The 26,623-nt window shown below is 64.5% G+C and carries 17 protein-coding genes; 15 read left to right on the top strand and 2 right to left on the bottom strand.

Annotation, left to right across the window (positions count from 1 at the left end; all coding sequences use genetic code 11):
* Window positions 1–36: 36 nt before the first annotated feature.
* The 3 genes from potA to Q7C30_RS16275 are packed head-to-tail and all read left to right on the top strand — an operon-like array spanning window position 37 to window position 2,986.
* Complete coding sequence (gene potA, locus Q7C30_RS16285) at window positions 37–1,179, top strand: polyamine ABC transporter ATP-binding protein (protein WP_029614919.1); 1,143 nt, start codon at window positions 37–39, stop codon at window positions 1,177–1,179.
* Complete coding sequence (locus tag Q7C30_RS16280) at window positions 1,176–2,096, top strand: ABC transporter permease subunit (RefSeq protein WP_317872125.1); 921 nt, start codon at window positions 1,176–1,178, stop codon at window positions 2,094–2,096. Before potA ends, Q7C30_RS16280 begins: the two co-directional genes overlap by 4 nt.
* Entirely contained in the window at window positions 2,093–2,986 is an 894-nt protein-coding gene (locus Q7C30_RS16275) for an ABC transporter permease subunit (protein WP_317872124.1), read from the top strand. The genes Q7C30_RS16280 and Q7C30_RS16275 overlap by 4 nt, the downstream gene beginning before the upstream one ends.
* A 138-nt stretch (window positions 2,987–3,124) precedes the next feature.
* Here the strand turns inward: Q7C30_RS16275 and Q7C30_RS16270 are convergent, their stop codons facing one another.
* The gene (locus Q7C30_RS16270) at window positions 3,125–4,285 is read right to left on the bottom strand and encodes an AAA family ATPase (protein ID WP_039581740.1); all 1,161 of its coding nucleotides are present in this window, start codon (window positions 4,283–4,285) and stop codon (window positions 3,125–3,127) included.
* Window positions 4,286–4,428: 143 nt separating this feature from the next.
* Here Q7C30_RS16270 and Q7C30_RS16265 point away from each other — a divergent pair, with 143 nt between their 5' ends.
* The 8 genes from Q7C30_RS16265 (at window position 4,429) to Q7C30_RS16230 (ending at window position 13,868) form a co-directional block, all read left to right on the top strand.
* Window positions 4,429–5,517, top strand: a complete 1,089-nt coding sequence (locus tag Q7C30_RS16265; RefSeq protein WP_317872123.1) for an efflux RND transporter periplasmic adaptor subunit — start codon at window positions 4,429–4,431, stop codon at window positions 5,515–5,517.
* Entirely contained in the window at window positions 5,514–6,581 is a 1,068-nt protein-coding gene (locus Q7C30_RS16260) for an efflux RND transporter periplasmic adaptor subunit (protein ID WP_317872122.1), read from the top strand. Before Q7C30_RS16265 ends, Q7C30_RS16260 begins: the two co-directional genes overlap by 4 nt.
* Entirely contained in the window at window positions 6,578–9,628 is a 3,051-nt protein-coding gene (locus tag Q7C30_RS16255) for an efflux RND transporter permease subunit (RefSeq protein ID WP_039581732.1), read from the top strand. Before Q7C30_RS16260 ends, Q7C30_RS16255 begins: the two co-directional genes overlap by 4 nt.
* A 204-nt stretch (window positions 9,629–9,832) precedes the next feature.
* Entirely contained in the window at window positions 9,833–10,015 is a 183-nt protein-coding gene (gene oscA / locus Q7C30_RS16250) for a sulfur starvation response protein OscA (RefSeq protein WP_029615266.1), read from the top strand.
* A 46-nt stretch (window positions 10,016–10,061) separates the two neighbouring features.
* On the top strand, window positions 10,062–11,069 hold the full coding sequence (locus Q7C30_RS16245) for a sulfate ABC transporter substrate-binding protein (RefSeq protein ID WP_039581729.1): 1,008 nt from the start codon (window positions 10,062–10,064) through the stop codon (window positions 11,067–11,069).
* Window positions 11,070–11,170: 101 nt separating this feature from the next.
* Window positions 11,171–11,989, top strand: a complete 819-nt coding sequence (cysT, locus tag Q7C30_RS16240) for a sulfate ABC transporter permease subunit CysT (protein ID WP_039581727.1) — start codon at window positions 11,171–11,173, stop codon at window positions 11,987–11,989.
* A gap of 13 nt (window positions 11,990–12,002) precedes the next feature.
* Entirely contained in the window at window positions 12,003–12,875 is an 873-nt protein-coding gene (gene cysW / locus Q7C30_RS16235; RefSeq protein WP_295481271.1) for a sulfate ABC transporter permease subunit CysW, read from the top strand.
* Window positions 12,876–12,878: 3 nt separating this feature from the next.
* A complete protein-coding gene (locus Q7C30_RS16230; protein ID WP_029612538.1) occupies window positions 12,879–13,868 on the top strand; it encodes a TOBE-like domain-containing protein in 990 nt (329 codons plus the stop codon).
* Between the two features lie 44 nt (window positions 13,869–13,912).
* On the opposite strand, the gene Q7C30_RS16225 is transcribed toward Q7C30_RS16230, so the two are convergent.
* Window positions 13,913–15,697 carry a monovalent cation:proton antiporter-2 (CPA2) family protein gene (locus Q7C30_RS16225; protein WP_317872121.1) on the bottom strand — a complete coding sequence of 595 codons (1,785 nt, stop codon included), beginning with the start codon at window positions 15,695–15,697 and terminating at the stop codon, window positions 13,913–13,915.
* A 448-nt stretch (window positions 15,698–16,145) separates the two neighbouring features.
* Between Q7C30_RS16225 and Q7C30_RS16220 the strand changes: the two genes are divergently transcribed.
* The 4 genes from Q7C30_RS16220 (at window position 16,146) to Q7C30_RS16205 (ending at window position 26,601) form a co-directional block, all read left to right on the top strand.
* A complete protein-coding gene (locus Q7C30_RS16220; protein WP_317872120.1) occupies window positions 16,146–17,003 on the top strand; it encodes a tail fiber protein in 858 nt (285 codons plus the stop codon).
* 65 nt (window positions 17,004–17,068) lie between these two features.
* On the top strand, window positions 17,069–18,049 hold the full coding sequence (locus Q7C30_RS16215) for a tetratricopeptide repeat protein (RefSeq protein WP_317872119.1): 981 nt from the start codon (window positions 17,069–17,071) through the stop codon (window positions 18,047–18,049).
* A gap of 48 nt (window positions 18,050–18,097) precedes the next feature.
* Window positions 18,098–24,922, top strand: coding sequence for a YDG domain-containing protein (locus Q7C30_RS16210; protein WP_317872118.1), 6,825 nt, complete (start codon window positions 18,098–18,100; stop codon window positions 24,920–24,922).
* A 5-nt stretch (window positions 24,923–24,927) separates the two neighbouring features.
* Complete coding sequence (locus Q7C30_RS16205; protein ID WP_317872117.1) at window positions 24,928–26,601, top strand: ShlB/FhaC/HecB family hemolysin secretion/activation protein; 1,674 nt, start codon at window positions 24,928–24,930, stop codon at window positions 26,599–26,601.
* The last annotated feature ends 22 nt before the right edge of the window (window positions 26,602–26,623 follow it).

Below are 26,623 nucleotides of genomic sequence, written 5' to 3'. Positions count from 1 at the left end.
CGTCCGGGCATCAAAATCTTGTTGGGAGTTTCACTCATGGCAGTTGCCTCCGGTGCCTATAAGAAAGCCCTCGAGGGTGGCCAGCAACCCAAGCAGGTGCTGGTCAAGATCGACCGGGTCACGAAGAAGTTCGACGAAACCGTCGCCGTGGACGATGTGTCCCTGGAGATCCGCAAGGGCGAGATTTTCGCTCTGCTCGGCGGTTCCGGATCGGGCAAGTCCACCTTGCTGCGCATGCTCGCCGGCTTCGAACGTCCCACCGAAGGGCGGATCTTCCTCGATGGCGTGGACATCACCGACATGCCGCCCTACGAGCGGCCGATCAACATGATGTTCCAGTCCTACGCGTTGTTCCCGCACATGACCGTGGCGCAGAACATCGCCTTCGGCCTGCAGCAGGACAAGATGCCCAAGGCCGATATCGAAGCCCGCGTGACCGAGATGCTCAAGCTGGTGCACATGACCCAGTACGCCAAGCGCAAGCCGCACCAGCTCTCCGGCGGCCAGCGTCAGCGCGTGGCCCTGGCCCGTTCGCTGGCCAAGCGCCCCAAGCTGCTGCTGCTCGACGAACCGATGGGCGCGCTGGACAAGAAGCTGCGTTCGCAGATGCAACTGGAACTGGTGGAGATCATCGAGCGGGTCGGCGTGACCTGCGTGATGGTCACCCACGACCAGGAAGAGGCCATGACCATGGCCCAGCGCATCGCCATCATGCACCTGGGCTGGATCGCCCAGATCGGCTCGCCTGTGGATATCTACGAGACCCCCACCAGCCGCCTGGTCTGCGAGTTCATCGGCAACGTCAACCTGTTCGAAGGTGAAGTGATCGACGACGCCGAAGGCCACGCGCTGATCGCCTCGCCGGAGCTGGAGCGCAAGATCTACGTCGGTCACGGCGTCAGCACCTCGGTCGAGGACAAGCACATCACCTACGCACTGCGTCCCGAGAAGCTGCTGGTCACCACCACCCAGCCCGATTTCGAGCACAACTGGTCGCGTGGCAAAGTCCATGACATCGCCTACCTGGGCGGTCACTCGGTGTTCTACGTGCAACTGCCCAGCGGCAAGATCGTCCAGTCCTTCGTCGCCAACGCCGAGCGTCAAGGCGCACGGCCGACCTGGGACGACGAAGTGTTCGTCTGGTGGGAAGACGACAGCGGCGTGGTACTGCGCTCATGAAACCACGAAAGCTCAAACGAGCCCTCAAGCGCATCGTCCCGCAGGGACGCCACCTGGTGATCGGCGTGCCGTTCATCTGGCTGTTCCTGTTCTTCATGCTGCCGTTCTTCATCGTGCTGAAGATCAGCTTCGCCGAAGCCGACGTGGCCATTCCGCCGTACACCGAGATCTACACCTACGTCGAGGACAAAATCCAACTGGTGCTGAACCTGGCCAACTACGGCCTGCTCACTGAAGACGACCTGTACATCTCGGCCTACCTGGGTTCGCTCAAGGTCGCCTTCTTCAGCACCCTGCTGTGCCTGCTGATCGGCTACCCCATGGCCTACGCCATCTCCAAGGCGCAGAAGGAGTACCAGACGGTGCTGCTGCTGCTGATCATGATGCCGACCTGGACCGCGATCCTGATCCGCGTCTATGCCTGGATGGGCATCCTCAGCAACAACGGGCTGCTCAACAGCTTCCTGCTGTGGACCGGGCTGATCGACCAGCCGCTGCAGATCCTCAACACCAACCTGGCGGTGTACATCGGCGTGGTCTATTCGTACCTGCCGTTCATGATCCTGCCGCTGTACGCGAACCTGGTGAAGCATGACCAGAGCCTGCTGGAAGCGGCCAGCGACCTGGGCTCGAGCACCTTCAACAGCTTCTGGAAGATCACCGTGCCGCTGTCGAAGAACGGCATCATCGCTGGCTGCATGCTGGTGTTCATCCCGGTGGTGGGCGAGTTCGTCATCCCCGAACTGCTCGGCGGCCCGGAAACCCTGATGATCGGTAAAGTGCTCTGGCAGGAATTCTTCAACAACCGCGACTGGCCGGTGGCCTCGGCATTGGCCGTGGTGATGCTGGCGATCCTGATCGTGCCGATCCTGCTGTTCAATCGCAGCCAGGCCAAGGAAATGGAGGGCAGGGCATGAAGCGCTTCGGTTTCTCCAAGCTGATGCTGGTGCTCGGCTTGCTGTTCATCTACTTGCCGATGCTGATCCTGGTGATCTACTCGTTCAACGCCTCGAAGCTGGTGACGGTGTGGGGCGGCTGGTCGGTGCAGTGGTACGTCGGCCTGCTCGACAACACCCAGTTGATGGGGTCGGTCATGCGCTCGCTGGAAATCGCCTGCTACACGGCGGTGGCTGCGGTGGCGCTGGGCACCTTGGCCGCCTTCGTGCTGACCCGGGTCACCCGCTTCAAGGGCCGCACCCTGTTCGGTGGCCTGGTCACCGCACCGTTGGTGATGCCCGAGGTGATCACCGGTCTGTCGCTGTTGCTGCTGTTCGTGGCCATGGCGCAGATGATCGGCTGGCCGCAGGAGCGTGGCATCGTCACCATCTGGATCGCCCACACCACGTTCTGCGCGGCCTATGTGGCGGTGGTGGTGTCGGCACGCTTGCGCGAGCTGGACCTGTCGATCGAGGAAGCGGCGATGGACCTGGGTGCCAAGCCGTGGAAGGTGTTCATCCTGATCACCATCCCGATGATCGCGCCCTCGCTGGCGGCCGGTGGCATGATGTCCTTCGCCCTGTCGCTGGATGACCTGGTGCTGGCCAGCTTCGTGTCCGGCCCCGGCTCGACCACCTTGCCGATGGAAGTGTTCTCGGCGGTGCGTCTGGGCGTGAAGCCTGAGATCAACGCCGTGGCGAGCCTGATCCTGCTCTCGGTGTCGTTGGTGACCTTCCTGGTGTGGTACTTCAGCCGTCGTGCCGAAGAGCGCCGCCGCAAGGCCATCCAGCAGGCCATCGAGGAAGGGGCTGCGGCGAACGTCGGTCAGCCCCAGGTCCGGCGTCCGGTGCAGACGGCTGCGTCGACCTGACCGGGCCTGTCGCGGGTAAGTCGCTGCTGCGATCTACCCGCGACCGGCACGCCCGCGCCTCCACGCCAGACCGTATCTCTCTGCCAACGCCGACCGATCCGCTCCACGCCGCACGATCACCCGATCGTGCACCGTCGGCTAATCGGGCCAGTTCCACATCGGTCGATCCAGCATGCCTTGGCCCACCAGCACGGTCTGGCCCAGGGCCTTGTCCAGTTGGATCGAATTGCACCGTTCATCCTGTTCCAGCGCGGCCACCAGACGCGGCGCGTGGGACACCACCCATACCTGGCAGTCGCGCGAGGCCCGCACGATCAGCCGCGCCAGCGCCGGTAGCAGATCCGGGTGCAGGCTGGTTTCCGGCTCGTTGAGCACCATCATGCTCGGCGGCCTGGGCGTGAGCAGCGCCGCCACCAGCAACAGGTAGCGCAGGGTGCCGTCCGACAGTTCCGCAGCGCTGAGCGGGCGCAGCAGGCCGGGCTGGTAGAAGCGCAGGCTGAACAGCCCACCGGCCTCGGCGTCGACCTTGACCTGGGCGCCGGGAAAGGCGTCGCTGACCGCCGCGTTCAGCGCCTGCAGGTCGCCGATCTCGTCGATGGTCTGCAACGCCGCCGCCAGGTCGCGGCCGTCGTGATGCAGCACCGGGGTGCGGGTGCCCAGGCGCGACTGGCGTGCCGGGGCGTCGGGGTCGGTGCGGAAGTGGTCGTAGAAGCGCCAGCTGCGGATGCGCTCACGCAGGTGCAGCACCTCGGGCGAGCCGTGCAGGCTGCCCACCTGGTCGAACAGGCTGTCGAACTCGCTCAGGTGTTGGTGCAGGACCTGCCACTGACGCCCGTCGCGCGCCTTGACCATCGCGGCCTTGCGCTGCACCAGCAGGCTGGCGGGTCGGCACACCGGTCCTGCCCATAACGCCTCCTGCTTGATCTGCGGATCGAGGGCGAACTTGGAGCGGGTCGGTGGCGGTAAACCCAGGCTGATGGCATAGCCGAAGTCGTCCCCGGCGAAGCCCATTTTCAGGCGCTTGACCTCCTGGCGCGGGCCACCCTCGACCGCGACCTCGCCCGACAGCATGCGCCGTGTGATGTGTTCCGGCCCGGCCCAGAACGTGGAGTCCAGACCGCCCTCGGCGGCCAGGGCATTGATCACCCCGCCGCGACCGGTTTCGGCCAGCAGGCGCAGGGCCTTGTACAAATTGGATTTACCACTGCCGTTGGCACCTGTGATCACATTCAGTGGTCCCAAGGGCATGACCAGTTCGTTGATCGAGCGGTAGTTGGCGATGGCCAATGTGGTGAGCATGTGCGGTCCTCGACGCGGGTGCGAGGGCGCAGTATGGTCCATCGGCAAGCTTGGCCGCTGTACGTCGTTACTGTTTGTGGAACCCTGAACTACCCTGAACAGTCGCATCCCACGAATCATTTGCGCGCAAGCAAGGAGCCGGCATGTCGTTTACGCGTGCGCTGTCGATCGTCTTTCTGGGGGCGATGAGCGTGCTTTCAGGCTGCGAGGAAAAACCGCCCGCCGCAGAGCTGCCGCGTGTCGGTGTGACGCGCGTGGAGTCGCGCGACTTCGCCGCCAACGTCACCCTCACCGGCGATATCCAGGCACGGGTGCAGACCGACCTGTCGTTCCGCGTGGGCGGCAAGATCATTGCCCGCAGCGTCGATGTGGGCGACCACGTCAAGGCCGGGCAAGTGCTTGCGCGCCTGGACCCCAAGGATCTGCAGAACAACGTGGACTCGGCCAAGGCTGCCGTGTTCGCCGAGCAGGCGCGGGTCACCCAGACCCGCGCCGCGTTCGTGCGCCAGCAGAAACTGCTGCCCAAGGGCTACACCAGCCAGAGCGAGTACGACTCGGCCGAGGCCGCCCTGCGCAGCAGCCAGAGCGCGCTCAAGGCTGCCCAGGCGCAACTGGCCACGGCCCGTGAGCAGTTGGGCTACACCGGGCTCGTGTCCGAGGCGGACGGGGTGATCACTGCGCGCCAGGCCGAGGTCGGGCAGGTGGTGCAGGCCACCATGCCAATCTTCTCCCTGGCCGCCGATGGCGACCGCGATGCCGTGTTCAACGTCTATGAATCACTGCTGGTGGCGCCTTCCAGCGACGAAAGCATGACGGTGCGCTTGCTGGACAATTCCAAAATCCAAGCCCAGGGGCGCATCCGCGAAGTCACGCCCACGGTGTCCGCCCAGAGCGGCACGGTGCAGGTCAAGGTCGCCCTGCGCGAGGTGCCGCCGGCCATGCAGCTCGGCTCGCCGGTCACCGCCACTGCCCGTGCCCAGGCCCGGCCCAGCGTCGAGCTGCCCTGGTCGAGCCTGACCAAGGCCCTGCACGCGCCGGCGGTGTGGGTGGTCGGTGAAGGCGACAAGGTCGAGTTGCGCAAGGTTCAGGTGGCGCGTTATCTCACCGGGCGCGTGGTGATCGGCGAAGGCCTGAAAGGCGGCGAAGCCGTGGTGGTCAGCGGCGGGCAACTGCTGCATCCCGGTATGCAGGTCGAGACCGTCGATGCCAAGGCCCCGGAGGTACAGCCATGAAGGTGCTGCTGATGATGCTGGGCGCCCTGGTGCTGTTGGGCGGCTGCAAGGGCGACGACGACAAGCCCGAGCCGGTGCGGCCGGTGCTGTCCACCGTGGTGCAGCCTTTGTCCCAGGCGCAGTTGGGCCGCTTCGCCGGTAACATCGAGGCGCGTTATGAAAGCACGCTGGGCTTTCGCGTGTCCGGTCGCATCGCCCGGCGCTGGGTGGATGTCGGCGCGCAGGTCGAGGCAGGCCAGACCCTCGCCACCCTCGACCCCACCGATCAACAGAACCAACTGCGCGCTGCCGAGGGCGACCTGGCCAGGGTCCAGGCGCAGTGGATCAATGCCCAGGCCAACGCCCGCCGCCAGCAGCAACTGTATGACCGTGGCGTCGGCGCCCAGGCTCAACTGGACATCGCCCAGACCGACCTGAAGACCAGCAGCGCCTCGCTGGAGCAGGCGCGCGCGTCGGTCAGCCAGGCCCGTGACCAGTTGGGCTACAGCACGCTCAAGGCCGATCACGCCGCTGTGGTCACCGCTTGGCGCGCCGAGGCCGGGCAAACGGTCAGTGCCGGCCAGGAAGTGGTCACGCTGGCGCGCCCCGACGTCAAGGAGGCGGTGATCGACCTGCCGATCCCGGTTGCCGAACAGCTCAGCCCATCGCTGGTGTTCACCGTCGCCTCGCAACTGGACCCGAGCATCGCCACCACCGCCACCCTGCGCGAGCTCGAGCCCCAGGCCGATGCCGCCACCCGTACCCGCCGCGCGCGGCTGACCCTGGCCAGCACGCCGCCGGCCTTCCACCTGGGTACTGCGGTGAGTGTCACCCTCAGCTCGGCCATCAGCCCACGCAGCGAGCTGCCGGCCACCGCGCTGATCGAGCGCGAGGGCAAGACCCTGGTGTGGGTGGTCGATCCGCAACAGCACAGCGTAGCGACCCGCGAGGTCACGCTCATCGACCGCGACGCCAAGCGCATCGTGGTCGCCAGTGGCTTGCAGCCGGGCGAGCGCGTGGTCACTGCGGGCGTCAACAGCCTCAAACCGGGCCAGCCGGTCAAAGTCGACGAGGACGCACGATGAAAGGACGCTTCAACCTGTCGGACTGGGCGCTCAAGCACCAGTCCTTCGTGTGGTACCTGATGTTCGTCGCCTTGCTGATGGGCGTGTTCTCCTACATGAACCTGGGACGCGAAGAAGATCCGTCCTTCACCATCAAGACCATGGTCATCCAGACCCGCTGGCCGGGCGCGACCCAGGACGAAACCCTGTATCAGGTCACCGACCGCATCGAGAAAAAGCTCGAGGAGCTGGATTCGCTCGACTACGTCAAGAGCTACACCCGCCCCGGCGAGTCGACCGTGTTCGTGTACCTGCGCGACACCACCCAGGCCGAGGACATTCCGCAGATCTGGTACCAGGTGCGCAAGAAGATCCAGGACATCCGTGGCGAGTTTCCGCAAGGCTTGCAGGGCCCGGCCTTCAACGACGAGTTCGGCGACGTGTTCGGGTCGATCTACGCCTTCACCACCGATGGTTTGGACCTGCGCCAGTTGCGCGACTATGTCGAGCAGGTGCGCGCCGAGGTGCGCGAAGTGCCGAACATCGGCAAGGTCGAGACCATCGGTGTGCAGAACGAGGTGCTCTACCTGAACTTCTCCACCCGCAAGCTGGCGGCGCTGGGCATCGATCAACGCCAGGTCATGCAGGCCCTGCAAGCGCAGAACGCGGTGACCCCCGCTGGGGTGATCGAGGCCGGTCCCGAGCGCATCTCGGTGCGTACCACGGGCCAGTTCGCCTCGGAGAAAGACCTGCAAGTGGTCAACCTGCGCATCAACGATCGTTTCTTCCGCCTGGCCGACATCGCCGACATCGAGCGCGGCTTCCAGGATCCGCCGGCGCCGATGTTCCGCTACAACGGCCAGACCGCCATCGGCCTGGCGATCGGCATGAAGAAGGGCGGCAACATTCAGGAGTTCGGCAAGGTCCTGCGCGAGAAGATGGACGCCATCACCGCCGAACTGCCGGTCGGGGTGGGCGTGCATACCGTGTCGAACCAGGCGCGGGTGGTCGAGGACGCCGTCGGCGGCTTCACCAGCGCGTTGTTCGAGGCGGTGATCATCGTGCTGGTGGTCAGCTTCATCAGCCTGGGCATCCGTGCCGGGCTGGTGGTGGCCTGCTCGATCCCGCTGGTGCTGGCGATGGTCTTCGTGTTCATGGAGTACAGCGGCATCACCATGCAGCGCATTTCCCTGGGCGCGCTGATCATCGCCCTGGGCCTGCTGGTGGACGATGCGATGATCACCGTGGAGATGATGGTCACGCGCCTGGAAATGGGCGAGAGCAAGCAGGAGGCGGCCACGTACGCCTATACCTCGACCGCCTTCCCGATGCTCACCGGCACCTTGGTCACGGTGGCCGGCTTCGTGCCCATCGGCCTCAACGCCAGCTCGGCGGGCGAGTACACATTCACCTTGTTCGCGGTGATCGCGGTGGCGCTGCTGGTGTCCTGGGTGGTGGCGGTGTTTTTCGCCCCGGTGCTCGGGGTGCACATCCTCAGCAGCAAGGTCAAACCCCATGACGAAGAACCGGGGCGCATTGGCCGCGCCTTCGAGGGCAGCCTGCTGTGGTGCATGCGCCATCGCTGGCTGACCATCATCGGCACCGTGCTGCTGTTCGCCCTGGCGCTGTTGAGCATGCGCTTCGTGCAGAACCAGTTCTTCCCGTCCTCGGACCGGCCGGAAATCCTGCTCGACCTGAACCTGCCGCAGAATGCCTCGATCCAGGAAACCCGCCGCGTGGTCGATCGCCTCGAAGCCACGCTCAAGGACGATCCGGACATCGACCACTGGAGCACCTATATCGGCCAGGGCGCGGTGCGCTTCTACCTGCCGCTCGACCAGCAATTGCAGAACCCGTATTACGCCCAGTTGGTGATCGTCAGCACGGGCCTGGAGCAGCGCAACGCGCTGATCGCCAAGTTGCAGGAGCGTCTGCGCAAGGACTTCGTCGGCATCGGCACCAACGTGCAATCGCTGGAAATGGGGCCACCGGTGGGCCGGCCGATCCAGTACCGCGTGAGTGGCAAGGACATCGACGAGGTGCGCAAGCACGCCATCGACCTGGCCACCCTGCTCGACAAGAATCCCAACATCGGCGAGATGATGTACGACTGGAACGAGCCGGGCAAAGTGCTGCGTGTGGAGATCGCCCAGGACAAGGCGCGGCAGTTGGGGCTGTCGTCCGAGGACGTGGCCAATGTGATGAACAGCATCGTCAGCGGCGCGCCCGTCACCCAGGTCAACGACGAGATCTACTTGATCGACGTGGTGGCGCGCGCCAAGGACAGCGAGCGCGGCTCGCCGGACACCCTGCAGGACCTGCAGATCGTCAGCCCCAGCGGCGTGTCGATTCCGCTGCTGTCGTTCGCCACGGTGCGCTACGAGCTGGAGCAGCCGCTGGTGTGGCGTCGCGATCGCAAACCGACCATCACCATCAAGGCCTCGGTCAATGGCGACATCCAGCCCACCGACCTGGTGGCCCAGCTCAAGCCGAAGATCGACGAGTTCGCCGGTTCCCTGCCGGTCGGCTACGAAGTGGCCACCGGCGGCACGGTGGAGGAAAGCGGCAAGGCTCAGGGTCCGATCGCCAAAGTGCTGCCGCTGATGCTGTTCCTCATGGCGACCTTCCTGATGATCCAGTTGCACAGCGTGCAGAAGCTGTTCCTGGTGGCCAGCGTGGCGCCGCTGGGGTTGATCGGCGTGGTCCTGGCACTGGTACCGACCGGTACGCCGATGGGCTTCGTGGCGATTCTGGGGATACTCGCGCTGATCGGCATCATCATCCGCAACTCGGTGATCCTGGTGACCCAGATCGATGCCTTCGAGGCCGATGGCTACGCGCCGTGGGATGCCGTGGTGGAGGCTACCAATCACCGCCGCCGACCGATCCTGCTCACCGCCGCAGCGGCCAGCCTGGGCATGATCCCCATTGCCCGCGAGGTATTCTGGGGCCCGATGGCCTACGCCATGATCGGCGGCATCATCAGCGCAACGCTGTTGACCCTGCTGTTCCTGCCAGCACTGTACGTGGCCTGGTACAAGATCCGCGAGCCGCAGGAAAAACACTGAGGCCGCTGGCTGCACGCTCCTGTAGGCGCACTGGCGCCGCGCCTACAGGGATGGCAGGGTGAGGCCTGAATGTGATCTTGCTAAAAGTTATATAAACATTCTTAAACATTATTTTTAAGAATATCCCGCCCTCACTACTATTGCCCTCAAGCCAGGCGCAATTCCTCCCCTCTGCCCGGCACCCCGACTCAACGGAGAACGAGCATGAGTGCATCGCTGCGCAGCATCGACGGACAGGACGAAGCCACCATTCTGCGTGAGATCCAGAGCGCCCTGCGCGACCTGCGCTATGGCGCGGTGGAGATCACCGTGCACAACGCCCAGGTGGTGCAGATCGAGCGCAAGGAGAAGTTTCGCCTGCAGCAGCCAGGGCAGAAGTCCGGCTGATCGCCAACACCTCTAATTAGAAAACACCCTTTTCAGGAGCTTCAGCATGTCCATCCGCCGTTACGCGCTCGCCGCCCTGGCCAGCGCTGTGTTTGCCGGTTCCGCGATCGCCAAGGACTACGAACTGCTCAACGTGTCCTACGACCCGACCCGCGAGCTGTATCAGCAGTACAACGCCGAGTTCATCAAGCACTGGCAACAGGCGCATCCGGACGACAAGGTGAAGATCCAGCAGTCCCATGGCGGTTCGGGCAAGCAGGGCCGGGCAGTGATCGACGGCCTGCGCGCCGACGTGGTGACCTTGGCGCTGGCGGGCGACATCGACGAAATCGCCAAGCTCGGCAAGACCTTGCCCGAGAACTGGCAGACCCGCCTGCCGGACGCCAGCACCCCCTACACCTCGACCATCGTGTTCCTGGTGCGCAAGGGCAACCCCAAGGGCATCAAGGATTGGGGCGACCTGATCAAGAAGGACGTTTCGGTCATTACCCCGAACCCGAAGACCTCCGGCGGTGCCCGCTGGAACTTCCTGGCCGCCTGGGCCTACGGCCTGAAGAGCGGCGGTAGCGAGGACAAGGCCAAGGCCTACGTGCAGGAGCTGTTCAAGCATGTGCCGGTGCTCGATACCGGTGCGCGCGGCTCGACCATCACCTTCGTCAACAACGGTCAGGGTGACGTGCTGCTGGCCTGGGAAAACGAAGCCTTCCTGGCGCTCAAGGAAGACGGTGGCAGCGACAAGTTCGAGATCGTCGTGCCGTCGCTGTCGATCCTGGCCGAGCCGCCGGTGGCGGTGGTGGACAAGAATGCCGAGAAGAAAGGCAATACCGCGATCGCCACCGAATACCTCAAATACCTGTACAGCCCGGCCGGGCAGAAGATCGCTGCCGAGAACTTCTACCGTCCGCGTGACGAGAAAGTGGCTGCCGAGTTTGGCAAGCAGTTCCCGAAACTGGACCTGGTGACCATCGACAAGGACTTCGGCGGCTGGAAAACTGCACAGCCGAAGTTCTTCAACGATGGCGGTGTGTTCGACCAGATCTACCAGGCGCAATGAATCACCGGGGCTGCGTTGCGGCCCCCGAATGCAACACCCTTCAGTAGCCTGCAGCGGCCCGGGAGCGCTCCCGGGCTGCGTGCGTTCAACCAGGGATTCCTATGTCACGTCGCATTTCCCCCGTCATACCCGGCTTCGGGCTGACGCTGGGCTACACACTGGTGTACCTCAGCCTGATCGTGCTGATACCGCTGGCCGCCATGTTCATTCATGCCGCCCAGCTCACCTGGGAGCAGTTCTGGACCATCGTCAGCGCACCGCGTGTGCTCGCTGCGCTGAAGCTGAGTTTCGGCACTGCCCTGTGCGCCGCGCTCATCAATGGGGTGATCGGCACCCTGTTGGCCTGGGTGCTGGTGCGCTACACCTTTCCCGGCCGCAAGATCATCGACGCGATGATCGACCTGCCGTTCGCCCTGCCCACCGCCGTGGCCGGCATCGCCCTGACCGCGCTGTATGCGCCGTCCGGCTGGGTCGGTCAGTTCGCCACCGACCTGGGCCTGAAGATCGCCTACACGCCGCTGGGCATCACCCTGGCACTGACCTTCGTCACCCTGCCGTTCGTGGTGCGCACGGTACAGCCGGTGCTCGCCGACATCCCGCGTGAAGTCGAGGAAGCCGCCGCGTGCCTGGGCGCCAAGCCGCTGCAAGTGTTCCGTCATGTGCTGGCGCCGGCGCTGCTGCCGGCCTGGCTCACCGGTTTTGCCCTGGCCTTCGCCCGAGGCGTGGGCGAGTACGGTTCGGTGATCTTCATCGCCGGCAACATGCCGATGAAGACCGAGATCCTGCCGCTGCTGATCATGGTCAAGCTCGACCAATACGACTACACCGGCGCCACCGCCATCGGCGTGCTGATGCTTGTGGTTTCCTTCATCCTGCTGCTGCTGATCAACCTGCTTCAGCGGCGCATCGAAACCCCTTGAAGGAGGCCCGGTCATGTCTTCATCCACTCTGAACGCAAGCGCTGCCGCCAATGCCGCCCGCCGTGGCAGCGCCACCTCACGGCGCGTGCTGATCGGCCTCGGTTGGCTGGTGTTCGCGCTGTTCCTGCTGCTGCCGCTGGTGATCGTGGTGTCGCAGGCGCTGAAAAACGGCTTCGGTACCTTCTTCGAGGCGATCTTCGAGCCCGACGCGCTGGCGGCGCTCGAACTCACGTTGCTCGCCGTGGTGATCTCGGTGCCCTTGAACCTGGTGTTCGGTGTCAGCGCTGCGTGGTGCGTGAGCAAGTACAGCTTCCGTGGCAAGAGCGTGCTGGTCACCCTGATCGACCTGCCGTTCTCTGTCTCGCCGGTGATCGCCGGCCTGGTCTACGTGCTGATGTTCGGCGCCCAGGGCCTGTTCGGGCCGTGGTTGCAGGACCACGATATCCAGATCGTCTTCGCCCTGCCGGGCATCGTCCTGGCGACCATCTTCGTCACCGTGCCCTTCGTCGCTCGCGAACTGATCCCGCTGATGCAGGAGCAGGGCACCCAGGAGGAGGAGGCCGCGCGCCTGCTGGGCGCCAACGGCTGGCAGATGTTCTGGCACGTCACCTTGCCGAACATCAAGTGGGGCCTGATCTACGGCGTGGTGCTGTGCACCGCCCGGGCCATGGGCGAATTCGGCGCGGTGTCGGTGGTGTCCGGGCACATTCGCGGCGTCACCAACACCTTGCCGCTGCACGTGGAGATCCTCTACAACGAGTACAACCACGTGGCGGCCTTCAGCGTGGCCAGCCTGCTGCTGATCCTGGCGCTCTTCATCCTGCTGCTCAAGCAGTGGAGCGAGAACCGAATTAACCGCCTGCGCCACAGCGCCGCGGAGGAATGAGTCATGTCGATCGAAGTTCGTAACGTCAGCAAGCGCTTCAACAGTTTCCAGGCCCTGAACGCCATCAACCTGGATATCCACAGCGGTGAGCTGGTGGCGTTGCTCGGCCCGTCCGGCTGCGGCAAGACCACCCTGCTGCGCATCATCGCCGGTCTGGAAACCCCGGACGATGGCAGCATCGTGTTCCATGGCGAGGATGTGTCCGGTCACGACGTGCGCGATCGCAACGTCGGCTTCGTGTTCCAGCACTACGCCCTGTTCCGTCACATGAGCGTGTTCGACAACGTCGCCTTCGGTCTGCGCATGAAGCCCAAGGGCGAGCGGCCGAGCGAAAGCCGCATCGCCGAGAAGGTCCATGAGCTGCTGAACATGGTGCAGCTCGACTGGCTCGCCGACCGCTACCCCGAGCAGTTGTCCGGCGGGCAGCGTCAGCGCATCGCCCTGGCCCGCGCCCTGGCGGTGGAGCCCAAGGTGCTGCTGCTCGACGAGCCGTTCGGCGCCCTGGATGCCAAGGTGCGCAAGGAGCTGCGCCGCTGGCTGGCGCGTTTGCACGAGGACATCAACCTGACCTCGGTGTTCGTCACCCACGACCAGGAGGAGGCCATGGAAGTGGCCGACCGCATCGTGGTGATGAACAAGGGCGTGATCGAGCAGATCGGTTCGCCGGGCGAGGTGTACGAGCAGCCGGCCAACGACTTCGTCTATCACTTCCTGGGCGACTCCAATCGCCTGGCCCTGAGCGAAGGCAACCACGTGCTGTTCCGTCCGCACGAAGTATCGCTATCGCGCCACGAGACCGAAGGCCATCACGCCGCCGAGGTGCGCGACATCCGCCCGCTGGGCGCGACCACGCGGGTGACCTTGAAGGTCGAAGGGCAGAGCGAGCTGATCGAGGCCGAAGTGGTCAAGGACCATGACAGCCTCACCGGTCTGGCGCGCGGCGAGACGTTGTTCTTCCGGCCCAAGGTCTGGCAGAAGGTGACGGACGCTTGAGTTCGCTTGCCGCTCATGAGGGCTGCCGAGCAGCCCTCTGAGGTTCAGTCGTTGTCGAACTCGAACAAGCGCTGCAGCTCGACCCGGGCTTCCTGCGCGGTCTGCATCACCTTGGCGCGGTCGTCACGCACACGCCCCTGGGCCTCCAGCACCTGCTGGTCGTGCTCGGTGAAGCGCTGGATGCGATCGGCCGCCTGGGCCTCGCTCAGGCCCAGGCCGATCAGGGTCAGGCGGGTCATCTCCAGGCTCGAGTAATACGTCTCGCGAATCGGCTCGGCACCCACGTCCACCAGCTTGTGCACATGCTGGCGATTACGCGCCCGGGCGATGACTTTCAGGTGCGGGTATTCCTGTTTTACCCGTTCGGCGATGCGCACGGCGGCCTCGGCATCGTCGATGGTGATCACGAAATACTCCGCCTGGCCGACCTTGGCCGCATGCAGCACCTCCGGGCGCAGCGGATCGCCATAGAACACCGGCGCCTGCTCGAAGGAGCGGGTCATTTCGATCGCATCCACCGAGGTGTCCAGCGCGATGAACGGCACCTTCTGCGCGCGCAGGATCCGCGCCACGATCTGGCCCATGCGGCCCATGCCGATGATCACCACCCGTGGCGTATCGGCCTGGATGCTGCGGTAATGCTCGGGCACCTCGCGGGCCGGCGCCGGGCGTTTGATCAGCCGCGCGCTGGCCAGTAGCAACAGCGGCGTGAGGGCCATCGACAGGGTGATGGTCATCAGCAGCAGGTCGTAGGTGTAGGCGTCGAACAGGCCCTCGTCCTTGCCCAGCTTGAACACCACGAAGGCGAATTCGCCGCCAGCGGCCAGCACCAGTCCCAGGCGTAGCGCGCTGACTCGGCTCAGCCCGCCGACCGCGCGTCCCACCAGCATCAGCAGCGGCAGTTTCACCGCTACCAGCAACAGCGTCAGGCCCAGCAGCAGGACAGGTGCGTCGAGCAGCAGACCGAGGTTGGCGCCCATGCCCACGCTGATGAAGAACAGCCCCAGCAGCAGCCCCTTGAAGGGTTCGATCTGCGACTCCAGTTCGTGCCGGTACTCCGAGTCCGCCAGCAGCAGGCCGGCGAGGAAGGCGCCCAGGGCCATGGAAATGCCAGCCTCTTCCATCAACCAGGCGGTGCCGATCACCACCAGCAGCGCTGTGGCGGTGGACACTTCCGGCAGCCCGGTGCGAGCGACGATACGAAACAGCGGGCGCAGCAGGTAGCGCCCGCCGACGATAACGATGGCGATGCTGCCGACGATGCGCAGGCCATGCTCGAGGTTATCGCCGTGGCTGTTGTCCGGACCGCTGGCCAGTAGCGGCACCAGGGCGATCAACGGAATGGCTGCGATGTCCTGGAACAGCAGGATGGCGAAGGCCAGACGGCCATGCGGGGCGTTCAGTTGCCGGCTTTCGGCCAGGCTCTGCAGGCCCAGCGCGGTGGACGACAGCGCCAGGCCGAGGCCCAGCACCACCGCAGCAGACAGCGTCTGGCCGAAGCCGAACCAGGCGATGGCGCCGATCAGGCAGCCGGTCAGCAGCACCTGCGCCAGGCCTGCGCCGAACACCGCCTTGCGCATCAGCCACAGGCGCCGCGGCGAGAGTTCGAGGCCGATGATGAACAGCAGCAGGACCACGCCCAGCTCGGAGATGTGCGCCACGCTTTCGGTGTCGCGAATCAGGCCCAGTGCCTGCGGGCCGATGGCGACCCCCGCCAGCAGGTAACCGATTACCGCGCCCAGTTGCAGACGTTTGGCCAAGGGCACGGCGACCACGGCGGCAAGCAGGAAGATGACGGCGGTCTGCAGCAGGCTGCCTTCTGGGGGCATGGGGAAACTCCGGAAAAAGAGGCGTGGTCATAATGCCATCAGAAAAAAGTGCACGCTTGCCACTAAAGCGCTAATCTCCTGCGTGAAGCGCTCCCTTGCGCGTTCAGATCATCTGCCAGCCCGCAGCATTCGGGTTGTCCGGCAAAGGTCATACAGGATATCCGTCGACAGATCGGCGGACAGGAGCACAGGATGCTTACCCATCGCGTAGTGGTTGCTCAGCTCGATCCGCGGGTGCTGATTCCAGCCGCCCCTGTCTTTCCAATCGTTTCTACCGTTCCGATTTAACCCCTGCATGACTCACTCCGAGGCTCATTCGCGCGTCTCGGCGCACAGGTGAGCCTGAGTTTCGACAACGTGGAAATGGACTTACAGCCGCTTCGATATTCGACGACTGTGCTTTGAAACCGCTGTGCCCTCCCAACTTGCCTAAAGGAATCTGAGCAAGATGAAACTCTCCTCACAGAAATCCGTTTCTGCGCTAGCACTGTCCTGTGCCCTCGGCTTCATGGCCTGGAGCCCTTCCAGTTCCGCCTGCAACATGGAGCCTTACATCGCCAGTGTGTGCGTCATGGCGTTCGGCAATGGAACGCCTCAACTGCAAGGCTTCGGCAACAACCAGTACGTTCAGGCCGCAGGCCAGACGCTCAACATCAGTCAGTACAACGCGCTGTTCGCACTCATTGGTACGACGTACGGCGGGGATGGGCGAACCAACTTCATGTTGCCTGACCTGCGCGGCAGGGTCATCGTCGGTTTCGACAGCCGCAACACTGCGCAGCCGATCGGGAAAACGGGGGGCGCCGTGTCGCTCAAGCTGAGCATCGCGCAATTGCCCCCGCACGCGCTGCCGCTGAACAACCTGCCGGTGTCGATGAGCACCGTGACGGCGACCACCACGCTCTCCAGCCTCAGCGCCACTGCCAATCTGTCTGGCGTGAAGCTGGTCGGGCCGACCACCGGCCTGAAGTTGAACGGTTCTTCCTCGGGCGGGACCGGGACTCCAGGCGGGAACCTTCTGGGCAAGAGCGGCGGCGCGCAGGGCAACCTCTACAGCACCGCTGGTACGCCTGACGCGGTCCTCAATGCCGCGTCCATCTCGGGTGACCTGACGATGACGGTGAATGACGGCATCACCGCACCGGTCACGGTGACAGGCAATGCCACCACGACGCTGAACGGCAGCGCCCAGGTGAGTGGCGCGACCGGATCCATTGGTGGCGGTGCCGATGTACCGACGATGCCGCCCTACCTAGTCATGCCTTATTTCATCGCCGTCAGTGGCATCTTCCCCTCGAACAATTAGTCAGCGTTCGGCGCCGGACGCGCGACTCCGCGCGTCCCGGCGCATGATTCGGACAAGGAGTCGTCGTGCGTCCAATCCTGTGGTTATTACTTTTGTTGAGTACGGGCGCGAGCGCTGCCCTGGCGCCGTCCCCGGTACGTGATTTGCGTGTGGGCCTGGAGCGTGCCGACAAGGCCATGGCCGATGCCGACTATCGGGTGGCCTATCAAGAGTATTCCCTGCACGCCGATAACAATGGACTGGCCCAATTTGCCCTGGGGCTTATCGAACAGCGGGGCTGGGGCCGGCCCGCCGACCCCACGGCAGCCTGTGGATGGTTCGGTCGTGCAGCGCACGCCTCGATCCCGACGGCCCAGCAATTTTACGGTGACTGCTACGCCCAAGGCATCGGTCTTGCGGTGGATGGTCAGGCGGCACTGAAGTGGTATCAGGCGGCAGTGAACGGTGGACTGGTCGCGGCAGCCTGCGCAGCCGGGCAGCTGTATATCGAAGGGCGACTGGTGGACAAGGATATCCCGCGCGGTCTGGCCCTCTGTACCTCGACCGCCCAGGCGCAGTCGACGCCCGCGATGATGACTTTGGCGGCGTATTACCAGAAAGGCAGTGAAGTGCCGCAGAACCTGACTCTGGCCAGGTTCTGGTACGAGCAGGCTGCACAACGGCATGTTCATGAGGCGCAATTTCAGCTCGGCTTGATGTTGAGCGAGGGGCAGGGCGGGGAGGCCGATCCGCAGAACGCCCGGTTCTGGCTGGAGCATGCGGCGATGGAGGGCTATGCACCGGCCTACCTCGCCACCGCCATCCTGTATGCCAACGCACCCGTCGATCCTCAGACAGGTGTGCTGACGCCCAAGGACCTGGCGAAGATCTACATGTGGAACAGCGCCGCGAAATCGGCGACGCACAATCAGCAGCAACTGGCCGAGATCGAGCGCATAGAAAAGCTGGTCCTGGCCGTAATGCCCGAGCAGTGGAAACCCGAGCTGGACCGCCGAGTGGCGGAGCATCTAGCCAATGCCAGCAAACCCGATGCAATCGCGCAGTAAGCATCGGCCTATAACAACGAGCGTATGCATCCGCATGGGAAGTCGACCATGAATCACGTCTACCGTCTTGTCTGGAGCCCGGCGCAACAGGCTCTGATCGCCGTCTCCGAGCTCACCCTCGGGCCTGGCAAGAAATCCCTGCGCAAGCTGTCCGTTGCCGTGATGGTGATGGCGAGCGCGGCCATTCCCCTGGCGCATGCGGGGCCACAAGGCGGTGAAATCACGGCGGGTGCCGGTAGCATCAGCCAGGCGGGCACTACCACGACCATCACTCAGGGCACTCAGAACCTCTCGGTCAACTGGCAGTCGTTCAACACCAGCAGTGCCGAATCGGTCAAGTTCGTGCAGCCTTCGAGCAGCGCCATCGCCGTCAACCGTATCAGCGATGTGAACCCCACGCAGTTCTTCGGCCAGTTGGACGCCAATGGCAAGGTCTATCTGGTCAACCCCAACGGCATCGTGTTCGGCGCGGGGTCGCAGGTGAACGTCGGTGGGCTGGTGGCCTCCACACTCGATATCAGCGACCGGTCGCTGTCCGATCCGGCCCGCACGTTCAGCGGCAACGGTGCGGGCAGCATCGTCAACCAGGGCACCATCACCACCGCGCAGGGCGGCTACGTCGCTTTCCTCGGCAACAAGGTCGATAACCAAGGAACCATCAATACGCCGGGCGGCACGGCCGCGCTGGCCGCAGGCAGCGAGGTCACGCTGTCGTTCACCGGCGACAAGCTGGTCAACCTTCAGGTGGACAAGAGCACCCTGCAAGGGCTGGCGAGCAATGGTGGGCTGGTGCAGGCCGATGGCGGTACCGTGCTGATGTCGGCCGGGGCCAAGGACGCCGTGTTGGCCAGCGTGGTCAACAATACCGGCATCGTCCAGGCGCGCAGCGTGCAGAACATCAACGGCACCATCGTACTGGGCGGCGGCGCTGACAGTACCGTCAGCAACAGCGGCACCCTCGATGCGTCCGGCACGCAGGTCGGCCAGACCGGGGGCACGGTGAAGGTGCTGGGCGAGACGGTGGCGCTGGCCGCCCAGAGTGCGATCGACGTGAGCGGCGACCTGGCGGGTGGCACCGCACTGGTGGGTGGCAACTTTCTTGGCGCCGGGCCTGAGCGCAATGCCAAGGCGGTCACCGTGGCGGCCGGCAGCCGCATCAAGGCCGACGCCATCAGCCAAGGCAAGGGCGGCAAGGTCGCGGTGTGGTCCGATGGCAGCACCACGTTCAACGGCGCCATCAGCGCCCAGGCCGGGCGCAACGGTGGCGACGGCGGTTCCGTGGAGACGTCGGGCAAGCAGTTGAACGTCGGTACTGCGGCTGCGGTGACCACCCAGGCGTCCAAAGGCCAGGCAGGCGAATGGTTGCTCGATCCTCAGGACCTGAGGATCGGTGGTTTCTCTCCTGATCCGTACGACATCAACTACGACCAGATCTCGCAGGCACTGGCCAACAACAACGTCACCATCAAGACCGGTCAAAGCGTGTCGTGTGCCGGCGTGGGTTGCAGCGCGGGTGTCTCGGGTAATGGCGACATCATCCTGCTGGACGGTATTTCCATCGGCAGTGGTTACTGGACCGGTTCGACTACCTTGACCTTGAGCGCTCTGCGCAACATCAGCTTCCGAGGCTCGGCGAGCATCGACGCCAGCGGCGGCAACGGCAGCATCGTGTTGCGTGCCGACAACATGGCCAGTGGAGTCGGCACCATCGACATGGGCCGCAATGGCACGGTCTACGCCAACACTGGCTCGGTCAAGTTCTACTACAACCCCACCAGCTACACCTCGCCGACCGCGTATGAAAGCCTGATCGATCCGGACTACGGCAACAACCTTGTCAACGCGAGTAATTTCAATGCCTACATGCTGGTCAACGTCGTGGGTAGTGCTGCCAACAAGACCTACGACGGCACAACGGCTGGTGTTGTCAGCGGCCTCGCGGTGCTGGGGAGCGGCCCGTCCGATGCCACGGTCGATTTCAGTGCTGCTACGGCGTCCTTCGCAGACAAAAATGCAGGGGCCAACAAAGCGGTCACGATCAGCGGTGTGACCCTCAGCGGCCCTGGTGCAAGCAAATACGCGCTCAACGGCTTGGACAGCAAGACCGCCACGATCAACAAGGCGACGCTCACCCTCACTGGCGTTACCGCGAACAGTAAGACCTATGACGGCACCACCGCCGCCACGCTCAGCGGTACTGCAACAGGCGACGGCATCATTGCCGGGGATGTGGTTTCGGTCGTGGGCTCTGGCGCAGGCAGCAGCTTCGACAGCAAGAACGTGGGCACCGCGAAGGCCGTTACCCTCAATGGCTACACGCTTTCCGGCGCATCCGCAGGCAACTACAACCTGGTCACGCCAACGGGGCTGACTGCCAATGTCACCAGGGCCAACCTGGCGGTATCGGGCGTCAGCGCACAGAGCAAAACCTACGATGGCGGTACGGGCGCTACGCTGTCTGGCACGGCTGCCGTGTCAGCGCTGGGCAGTGATGTCGTGGCCGTGTCCGGCACGGGCACGGGCACTTTCGCTGACAAGAACGCAGGTTCGGGCAAAGCGGTGACTGTGGCTGGGTATACCCTGGTTGGCACCGATGCAGGCAACTACAACATCGTTCAGCCCACCGGCGTGACGGCGACCATCAGCAAAGCCAACCTGGCCGTCTCGGGCATCGCTGTGGCCGACAAGGTCTACGATGGCACTACGGCGGCGTCGCTGGCCGGCAGCGCAACGGTCGCGCCGATTGGCGCCGATGTGGTGTCGGTGACAGGCTCAGGCAGCGCCAGCTTCGCCGACAAGAACGTCGGCGCCAACAAGGCGGTCAGCGTGTTCGGCTACGCGCTGTCGGGCGCGGATGCTGGCAACTACCAACTGGCGCCATCCTCAGGCCTGACCGCATCCATCAGCAAAGCGGACTTGGCGCTGTCGGGCATCGTTGCCAGCGACAAAACTTACGACGGCACCCGCGCGGCCACCCTCAGCGGGTTCGCCGTGGTTCAGCCGATTGGCGCCGATGTGGTCTCCGTATCGGGTAGCGGCAGCGGTCAATTCGTCGACAAGAACGCGGGTGCTGGCAAGACGGTGTCGGTGACCGGCTACGGCCTGAGCGGTGCTGACGCCGGCAACTACAACCTGGTGTTGCCGAGCAATCTCACGGCCAACATCGGCAAAACCAGCCTGGTCGTTTCTGGAATCACCGCAGGTGACAAAACCTACGATGGCGGTACCGCCGCGACGCTGAACGGAACGGCCTCTGTGGCCGCGCTGGGCAGTGATGTGGTGTCGGTAGGCGGTACCGGCACTGCCGAGTTCGCCGACAAGAATGCTGGTTCGGGCAAGGCTGTGAGCGTGACCGGATACACTTTGGTCGGCGCCGACGCGGGCAACTACAACGCAGTCCAGCCCAGCGGCCTTACGGCCACCATCAACAAGGCCGATATCACCGTCAGCGGACTGAGCGTCGCTGACAAGACCTACGACGGCACCACCGCCGCGACTTTGTCGGGTAGCGCTTCGTTGACCCCATTCGGCAGCGATGTACTGAGCCTCAATGGCACGGCTTCGGCTGCGTTCAGCGACAAGAACGCGGGCGTTGGCAAGTCGGTGCTCGTCAACGGCTTCACCCTCAGCGGTGCTGACGCTGGCAACTACACCTTGCGCCAGCCCACCGGGCTGACGGCCACCATCGCCAAGGCGGATCTGGCCTTGTCTGGCCTTGCGGCCAGCAGCAAGACCTATGACGGCACCACGGCCGCTACGTTGAGCGGAACCGCCAGTGTCACGGCGCTTGGGTCGGATGTCGTGTCGATTGCCGGGAGTGCAAGCGGCAATTTCGCCAGCAAGCAAGCAGGCGTCGGAAAAGCGGTTTCCGTCACAGGTTATTCACTGGTCGGCGCCGATGCCGGCAACTACAACCTGGTGCAGCCAAGCAACCTGACGGCCGATATCGGCAAGGCCACGCTCGGCATCGTGGGTATTTCGGCAGCAAACAAAACCTACGACGGTACCACCGCCGCGAATCTCACCGGCACCGCCTCGGTCAATGCCTTTGCTAGCGATGTGGTGTCGGTGGGCGGCCCAGTCACGGCGTCCTTCGCCGACAAGAACGTCGGCGCGGCCAAGGCTGTCACCGTAACCGGCTTCACCCTGTCCGGCGCCGACGCGGGTAACTATGACGTGCTCCAGCCCAGCGGCCTCTCTGCCAGCATCGGCAAAGCTGACATCAGCGTCACAGGCGTGAGCGCCGCCAACAAGACGTACGACGGCACCAGCGCCGCGACCTTGTCGGGTATCGCTACGGTGAGCGGATTCGGCAGCGATGTGCTGAGCCTCAATGGCACCGCTTCGGGCGCCTTCAGCGACAAGAATGCGGGCGTTGGCAAAGCGGTCCTCGTCAACGGCTACACCCTCACCGGTGCCGACGCTGGCAACTACAACCTGCTTCAACCTGTGGCGTTGACCGCCACGATCGACAAGGCGAACTTGGCGTTGACCGGGTTGAGCGCCAACGGCAAAACCTACGACGGCACCACCGCCGCCACGCTGAGCGGGATCGCCAGTGTCTCGGCGCTCGGGGCAGATGCCGTGTCCGTTGTCGGCAATGCAAGCGGCAACTTCGCTGACAAGCAGGCCGGTCTTGGAAAGACGGTCTCCGTCACGGGTTACTCGCTGGTCGGCGCCGATGCCGGCAACTACAACCTGATGCAGCCAGCAAATCTCACTGCGGACATCGCCAGGGCCACGCTGGGCATCGTCGGTATCACGGCAGTGAACAAGACCTACGACGGCACCACCGCCGCGACCCTCAACGGCAGCGCTACGGTCAACGCATTGGCCAGCGATGTGGTGGCGGTGAGCGGCGCCGGCACCGCCAATTTCGCTGACAAGAACGCAGGCACGGGCAAAGCAGTTACGGTCAGCGGGTACACCCTGGTCGGTGCCGATGCGGTTAACTACACCGTGCTTCAGCCCACTGGCCTCAATGCCAGTATCAGCAAAGCCGCCCTTACGGTTGCCGGCCTGAGTGCCGCCGACAAGGTCTACGATGGCAGCACCGCTGCGACCTTGACCGGTAGCGCATCGGTCGCAAGCTTGGGCCGCGATGTGGTGAGTCTGGTCGGCAGCGGCACCGGTGCGTTCAGCGACAGGAATGTGGGCAGCGGCAAGTCCGTCCTCGTCAGCGGCTATACCTTGGGTGGCGCGGACGCGGGCAACTACGACCTGATCCAGCCGAGCGGCCTGACCGCCACGATCAGCAAGGCCAACCTGGCGCTGACCGGGCTTGGGGCCAATAGCAAAACCTATGACGGCACCACGGCCGCAACGCTGAGTGGAACCGCCAGTGTCTCGGCCATCGGCGCTGATGCCGTCGCGCTGTCCGGCAGTGCAGCCGGACGCTTCGCCGACAAGAACGCAGGGGCAGGCAAGGCCGTATCGGTCTCCGGCTTCACGTTGGTCGGTGCCGATGCGGGCAACTACACCCTGGTGCAGCCGACCGGTCTGTCTGCCGACATCGGCAAAGCCGACCTCGTGGTCACAGGCGTCACCGCCGCCAGCAAGACCTACGACGGGACCACAGTCGCTACCTTGCTCGGTAACGCCTCGGTGGTTGGCCTGGGCGGCGATGTGCTGAGCCTCAGCGGCAGCGGTACGGGTGCGTTCAGCGACAAGAATGCGGGCAGCGGCAAGTCTGTCGTGGTCAGCGGATACGCTCTCGGGGGCGCTGACGCGGGCAACTACAATCTGCTCCAACCTACCGGGCTGAGCGCCACGATCCGCCAGGCGAATCTGGCCCTGACCGGGCTCAGTGCCAACGGCAAATTCTATGACGGCACCACGGTGGCGGCTTTGAGCGGAACCGCCAGCGTCTCGGCCATTGGTGCTGATGCCGTTGCGCTTTCCGGCAGTGCAACCGGGCGCTTCGCCGACAAGAACGTGGGCGCGGGCAAGGCCATTTCGGTCACTGGCGTGACGCTGGTGGGCGCCGATGCCGGCAATTACAACTTGGTGCAGCCGACCAACCTGTCGGCCGACATTGCTAAAGCCACGCTTGGCATCACCGGTATCGCGGCCGCCAGCAAAACCTATGACGGCTCCACGGTGGCGACCCTGACGGGGACTGCTTCGGTCAATGGGTTCGGGTCCGATGCGGTTGCCGTCGGCGGTACGGGCACTGCCACCTTCGCCGACAAGAACGTCGGCACGGGCAAAGCCGTCACGGTCAGTGGCTATAGCCTCAATGGCGCCGACGCGACCAACTACAGTCTCGTCGCGCCCAGCGGGTTGACCGCAGCGATCACCCCGGCCAGCGTGTCACTCGCCGGCATCAATGCTCGCTCCAAGGTGTTCGATGGCACCACCACGGCCTTGGTCGATGCCAGCAGCGCGTCGTTGACAGGGGTGTTCACGGGCGACGACGTGGCGCTCGTGACCGCAGGCGCATTCGCCGACGCCACCGTCGGTGCGGGCAAGACGGTCAATCTGACCAGCCGGCTGCTGGGCGCTGACAGCTCGAACTATCTGCTCACCGGCCAGACGGTGGCGCTGGCGGACATCACGGCGGTTTCAGTCACCGTGCCCGTCACCCCGCCGGCACCGGTCCTGCCTGTCGTCAGGGTGCAGACCGCGGTCGCGCAGGTGCAGTCGTCCATCCTCGCGCCGCAGGCCACCGCGCAGCCGCAAGCGTTGAACCTGTCTTCGACCCTCGACATCCGCGATGACCAACAGGTCAAGACCGACCAGCAGCGCACAGAAGGCGATCGCAAGACCGCCCTGCTCAACACTGCCTCCGGCTTCGCCACGCCTGCTCCCTTGTTGAGCATCCAGAACGGTGGTGTGCAACTACCGCCCGTAGCCGCCCGCACCCAGCGATAATTTCAATGAAAAAAACTACCGTATCGTCGCTCCGTTACCGCCCCATGGCCGCCGCTCTGATGGTGGCCTGCATCACCCAGCCCTTGTCCGCCCAGACATTCCCGGACGCGGGCGTGATCCTGCAGCAGGTAGAGCCGAGCCTGCCACCTGTCCCGTCGTCGTCGGCACCGGCCTTGCAAACCCAGACTGGGAGCCCGACCGCGCTGCCCGAGTCGCCGCCTTTTCTGGTCAAGAAGCTGCTGATCACTGGCAACACCCAGTTCACGGCCGATGAGCTGCATGCGTTGGTCGCGGACCAGGAGGGCCAGGCGCTGACCCTCTCGCAAATCAACGCAGTGGCCGGTCGGATCACGGCCTACTACCAGCAACGGGGCTATCCGTTGGCGCGGGCCATCATTCCTGCCCAGACGATCCAGGATGGCAACGTCACGCTCCTGGTCGTCGAGGCGCGTTACGGCCAGGTGCGACTGGACAACCGCAGCGACGTGCGCGACGGCCTGCTGAACTCCACATTGGAACCGCTGCGCAGTGGCGCCGTGATCGATGACCCGTCACTTAACCGCAGCCTCCTGCTGCTCTCGGACATTCCGGGCGTGGGCGTGGCGGCCACGCTCAAACCGGGCGCGGCTGTCGGCACCTCCGATCTGGATGTCGCGACGGTGGACAATCCGGCGCCGCTGGCGACCGTTGCGCTGGACAACTTCGGCAACCGCTACATTGGCCGCGAGCGTCTGTCTGCCAACCTGAGTCTGCTCAACCCACTGCGACGGGGTGATGTATTCACGGCGACCCTGGTGTCCGCCGGAAGCGACATGAACTACGGGCGTCTGTCCTATGAGGCCTTGCTCAACGGACAAGGCACGCGCGCCGGAGTGGCCTACTCGCATCTGAAGTACCGCCTGGGCAACGACTTCGACGAATTGGATGCCAACGGCACCGCCGACTTGGCCAGCGTCTGGATCAGGCACCCGCTGTTGCGCAGCCGGGACAGCAACCTTTACGTGCAGGCGCAGTTCGACAACAAGCGTTTGCGCGATGACATCGATGCCACCGGCATCAGCAACGATCGTCACCTCAACAACTGGGTGCTGAGCCTCAATGGTGATCTGCGAGATGACCTGCTGGCGGGCGCTGTCAGCGCCTGGAGCGTCGGCTTGACCAGTGGCCGTGTGATCACCGATGAAGCGCCCGTGCAAAGGCAGCCCGAGGGTGGATTCTCCAAGCTCAATGCCAACTTCTCCCGCCTGCAGGGGCTGACGGCGAGCGACGCGATCTACCTGAACCTCGCTGCGCAGTGGAGCGATGTCAATCTCGACTCGGCGGAAAAACTGACGGTCGGCGGCCCCTATAGCGTGCGCGCCTACGACATCGGCGCGTTGTCGGGCGATACCGGCTATGCCGGCACGCTCGAATGGCGCCACGAGCTGGGTGCTGGATGGGCCGGCCGTTGGCAAGCGATCACCTTCTTCGACAGCGCCTACGTGAAAATCAATCGCCGACCCATTGGCGGCACCGATAACAGCGCCACCTTGTCCGGTGCGGGCGTGGGCTTGAACTGGAGTGGCCCGCAGCAGTGGCGTGCCTCTGCTTCAGTGGCTACGCCGGTGGGCAATGAGCCTTCGGTGGCGGGAAGTCAGTCGTCGGTGCGGGTCTGGGCGACGCTCAGCAAGGCGTTTTGAGCCGGTCGCCAACGGCTTGGCG

The sequence above is a fragment of the Pseudomonas sp. RAC1 genome, assembly GCF_030658255.1.
Taxonomy (GTDB): Bacteria; Pseudomonadota; Gammaproteobacteria; order Pseudomonadales; family Pseudomonadaceae; genus Aquipseudomonas; species Aquipseudomonas boreofloridensis.
This window is presented reverse-complemented; position numbering and strand designations above follow the sequence as displayed.

Bases quoted from the DNA above. Each gene is read 5' to 3' on its own strand.
- Q7C30_RS16275 (WP_317872124.1), top strand. From the start codon at position 2,093: ATGAAGCGCTTCGGTTTCTCCAAGCTGATGCTGGTGCTCGGCTTGCTG.
- Q7C30_RS16210 (WP_317872118.1), top strand. From the start codon at position 18,098: ATGAATCACGTCTACCGTCTTGTCTGGAGCCCGGCGCAACAGGCTCTG.
- Q7C30_RS16220 (WP_317872120.1), top strand. From the start codon at position 16,146: ATGAAACTCTCCTCACAGAAATCCGTTTCTGCGCTAGCACTGTCCTGT.
- Q7C30_RS16230 (WP_029612538.1), top strand. From the start codon at position 12,879: ATGTCGATCGAAGTTCGTAACGTCAGCAAGCGCTTCAACAGTTTCCAG.
- Q7C30_RS16255 (WP_039581732.1), top strand. From the start codon at position 6,578: ATGAAAGGACGCTTCAACCTGTCGGACTGGGCGCTCAAGCACCAGTCC.
- Q7C30_RS16270 (WP_039581740.1), bottom strand. From the start codon at position 4,285: ATGCTCACCACATTGGCCATCGCCAACTACCGCTCGATCAACGAACTG.
- potA (WP_029614919.1), top strand. From the start codon at position 37: ATGGCAGTTGCCTCCGGTGCCTATAAGAAAGCCCTCGAGGGTGGCCAG.
- Q7C30_RS16225 (WP_317872121.1), bottom strand. From the start codon at position 15,697: ATGCCCCCAGAAGGCAGCCTGCTGCAGACCGCCGTCATCTTCCTGCTT.
- oscA (WP_029615266.1), top strand. From the start codon at position 9,833: ATGAGTGCATCGCTGCGCAGCATCGACGGACAGGACGAAGCCACCATT.
- Q7C30_RS16280 (WP_317872125.1), top strand. From the start codon at position 1,176: ATGAAACCACGAAAGCTCAAACGAGCCCTCAAGCGCATCGTCCCGCAG.
- Q7C30_RS16265 (WP_317872123.1), top strand. From the start codon at position 4,429: ATGTCGTTTACGCGTGCGCTGTCGATCGTCTTTCTGGGGGCGATGAGC.
- Q7C30_RS16205 (WP_317872117.1), top strand. From the start codon at position 24,928: ATGAAAAAAACTACCGTATCGTCGCTCCGTTACCGCCCCATGGCCGCC.
- cysT (WP_039581727.1), top strand. From the start codon at position 11,171: ATGTCACGTCGCATTTCCCCCGTCATACCCGGCTTCGGGCTGACGCTG.
- Q7C30_RS16245 (WP_039581729.1), top strand. From the start codon at position 10,062: ATGTCCATCCGCCGTTACGCGCTCGCCGCCCTGGCCAGCGCTGTGTTT.
- Q7C30_RS16260 (WP_317872122.1), top strand. From the start codon at position 5,514: ATGAAGGTGCTGCTGATGATGCTGGGCGCCCTGGTGCTGTTGGGCGGC.
- cysW (WP_295481271.1), top strand. From the start codon at position 12,003: ATGTCTTCATCCACTCTGAACGCAAGCGCTGCCGCCAATGCCGCCCGC.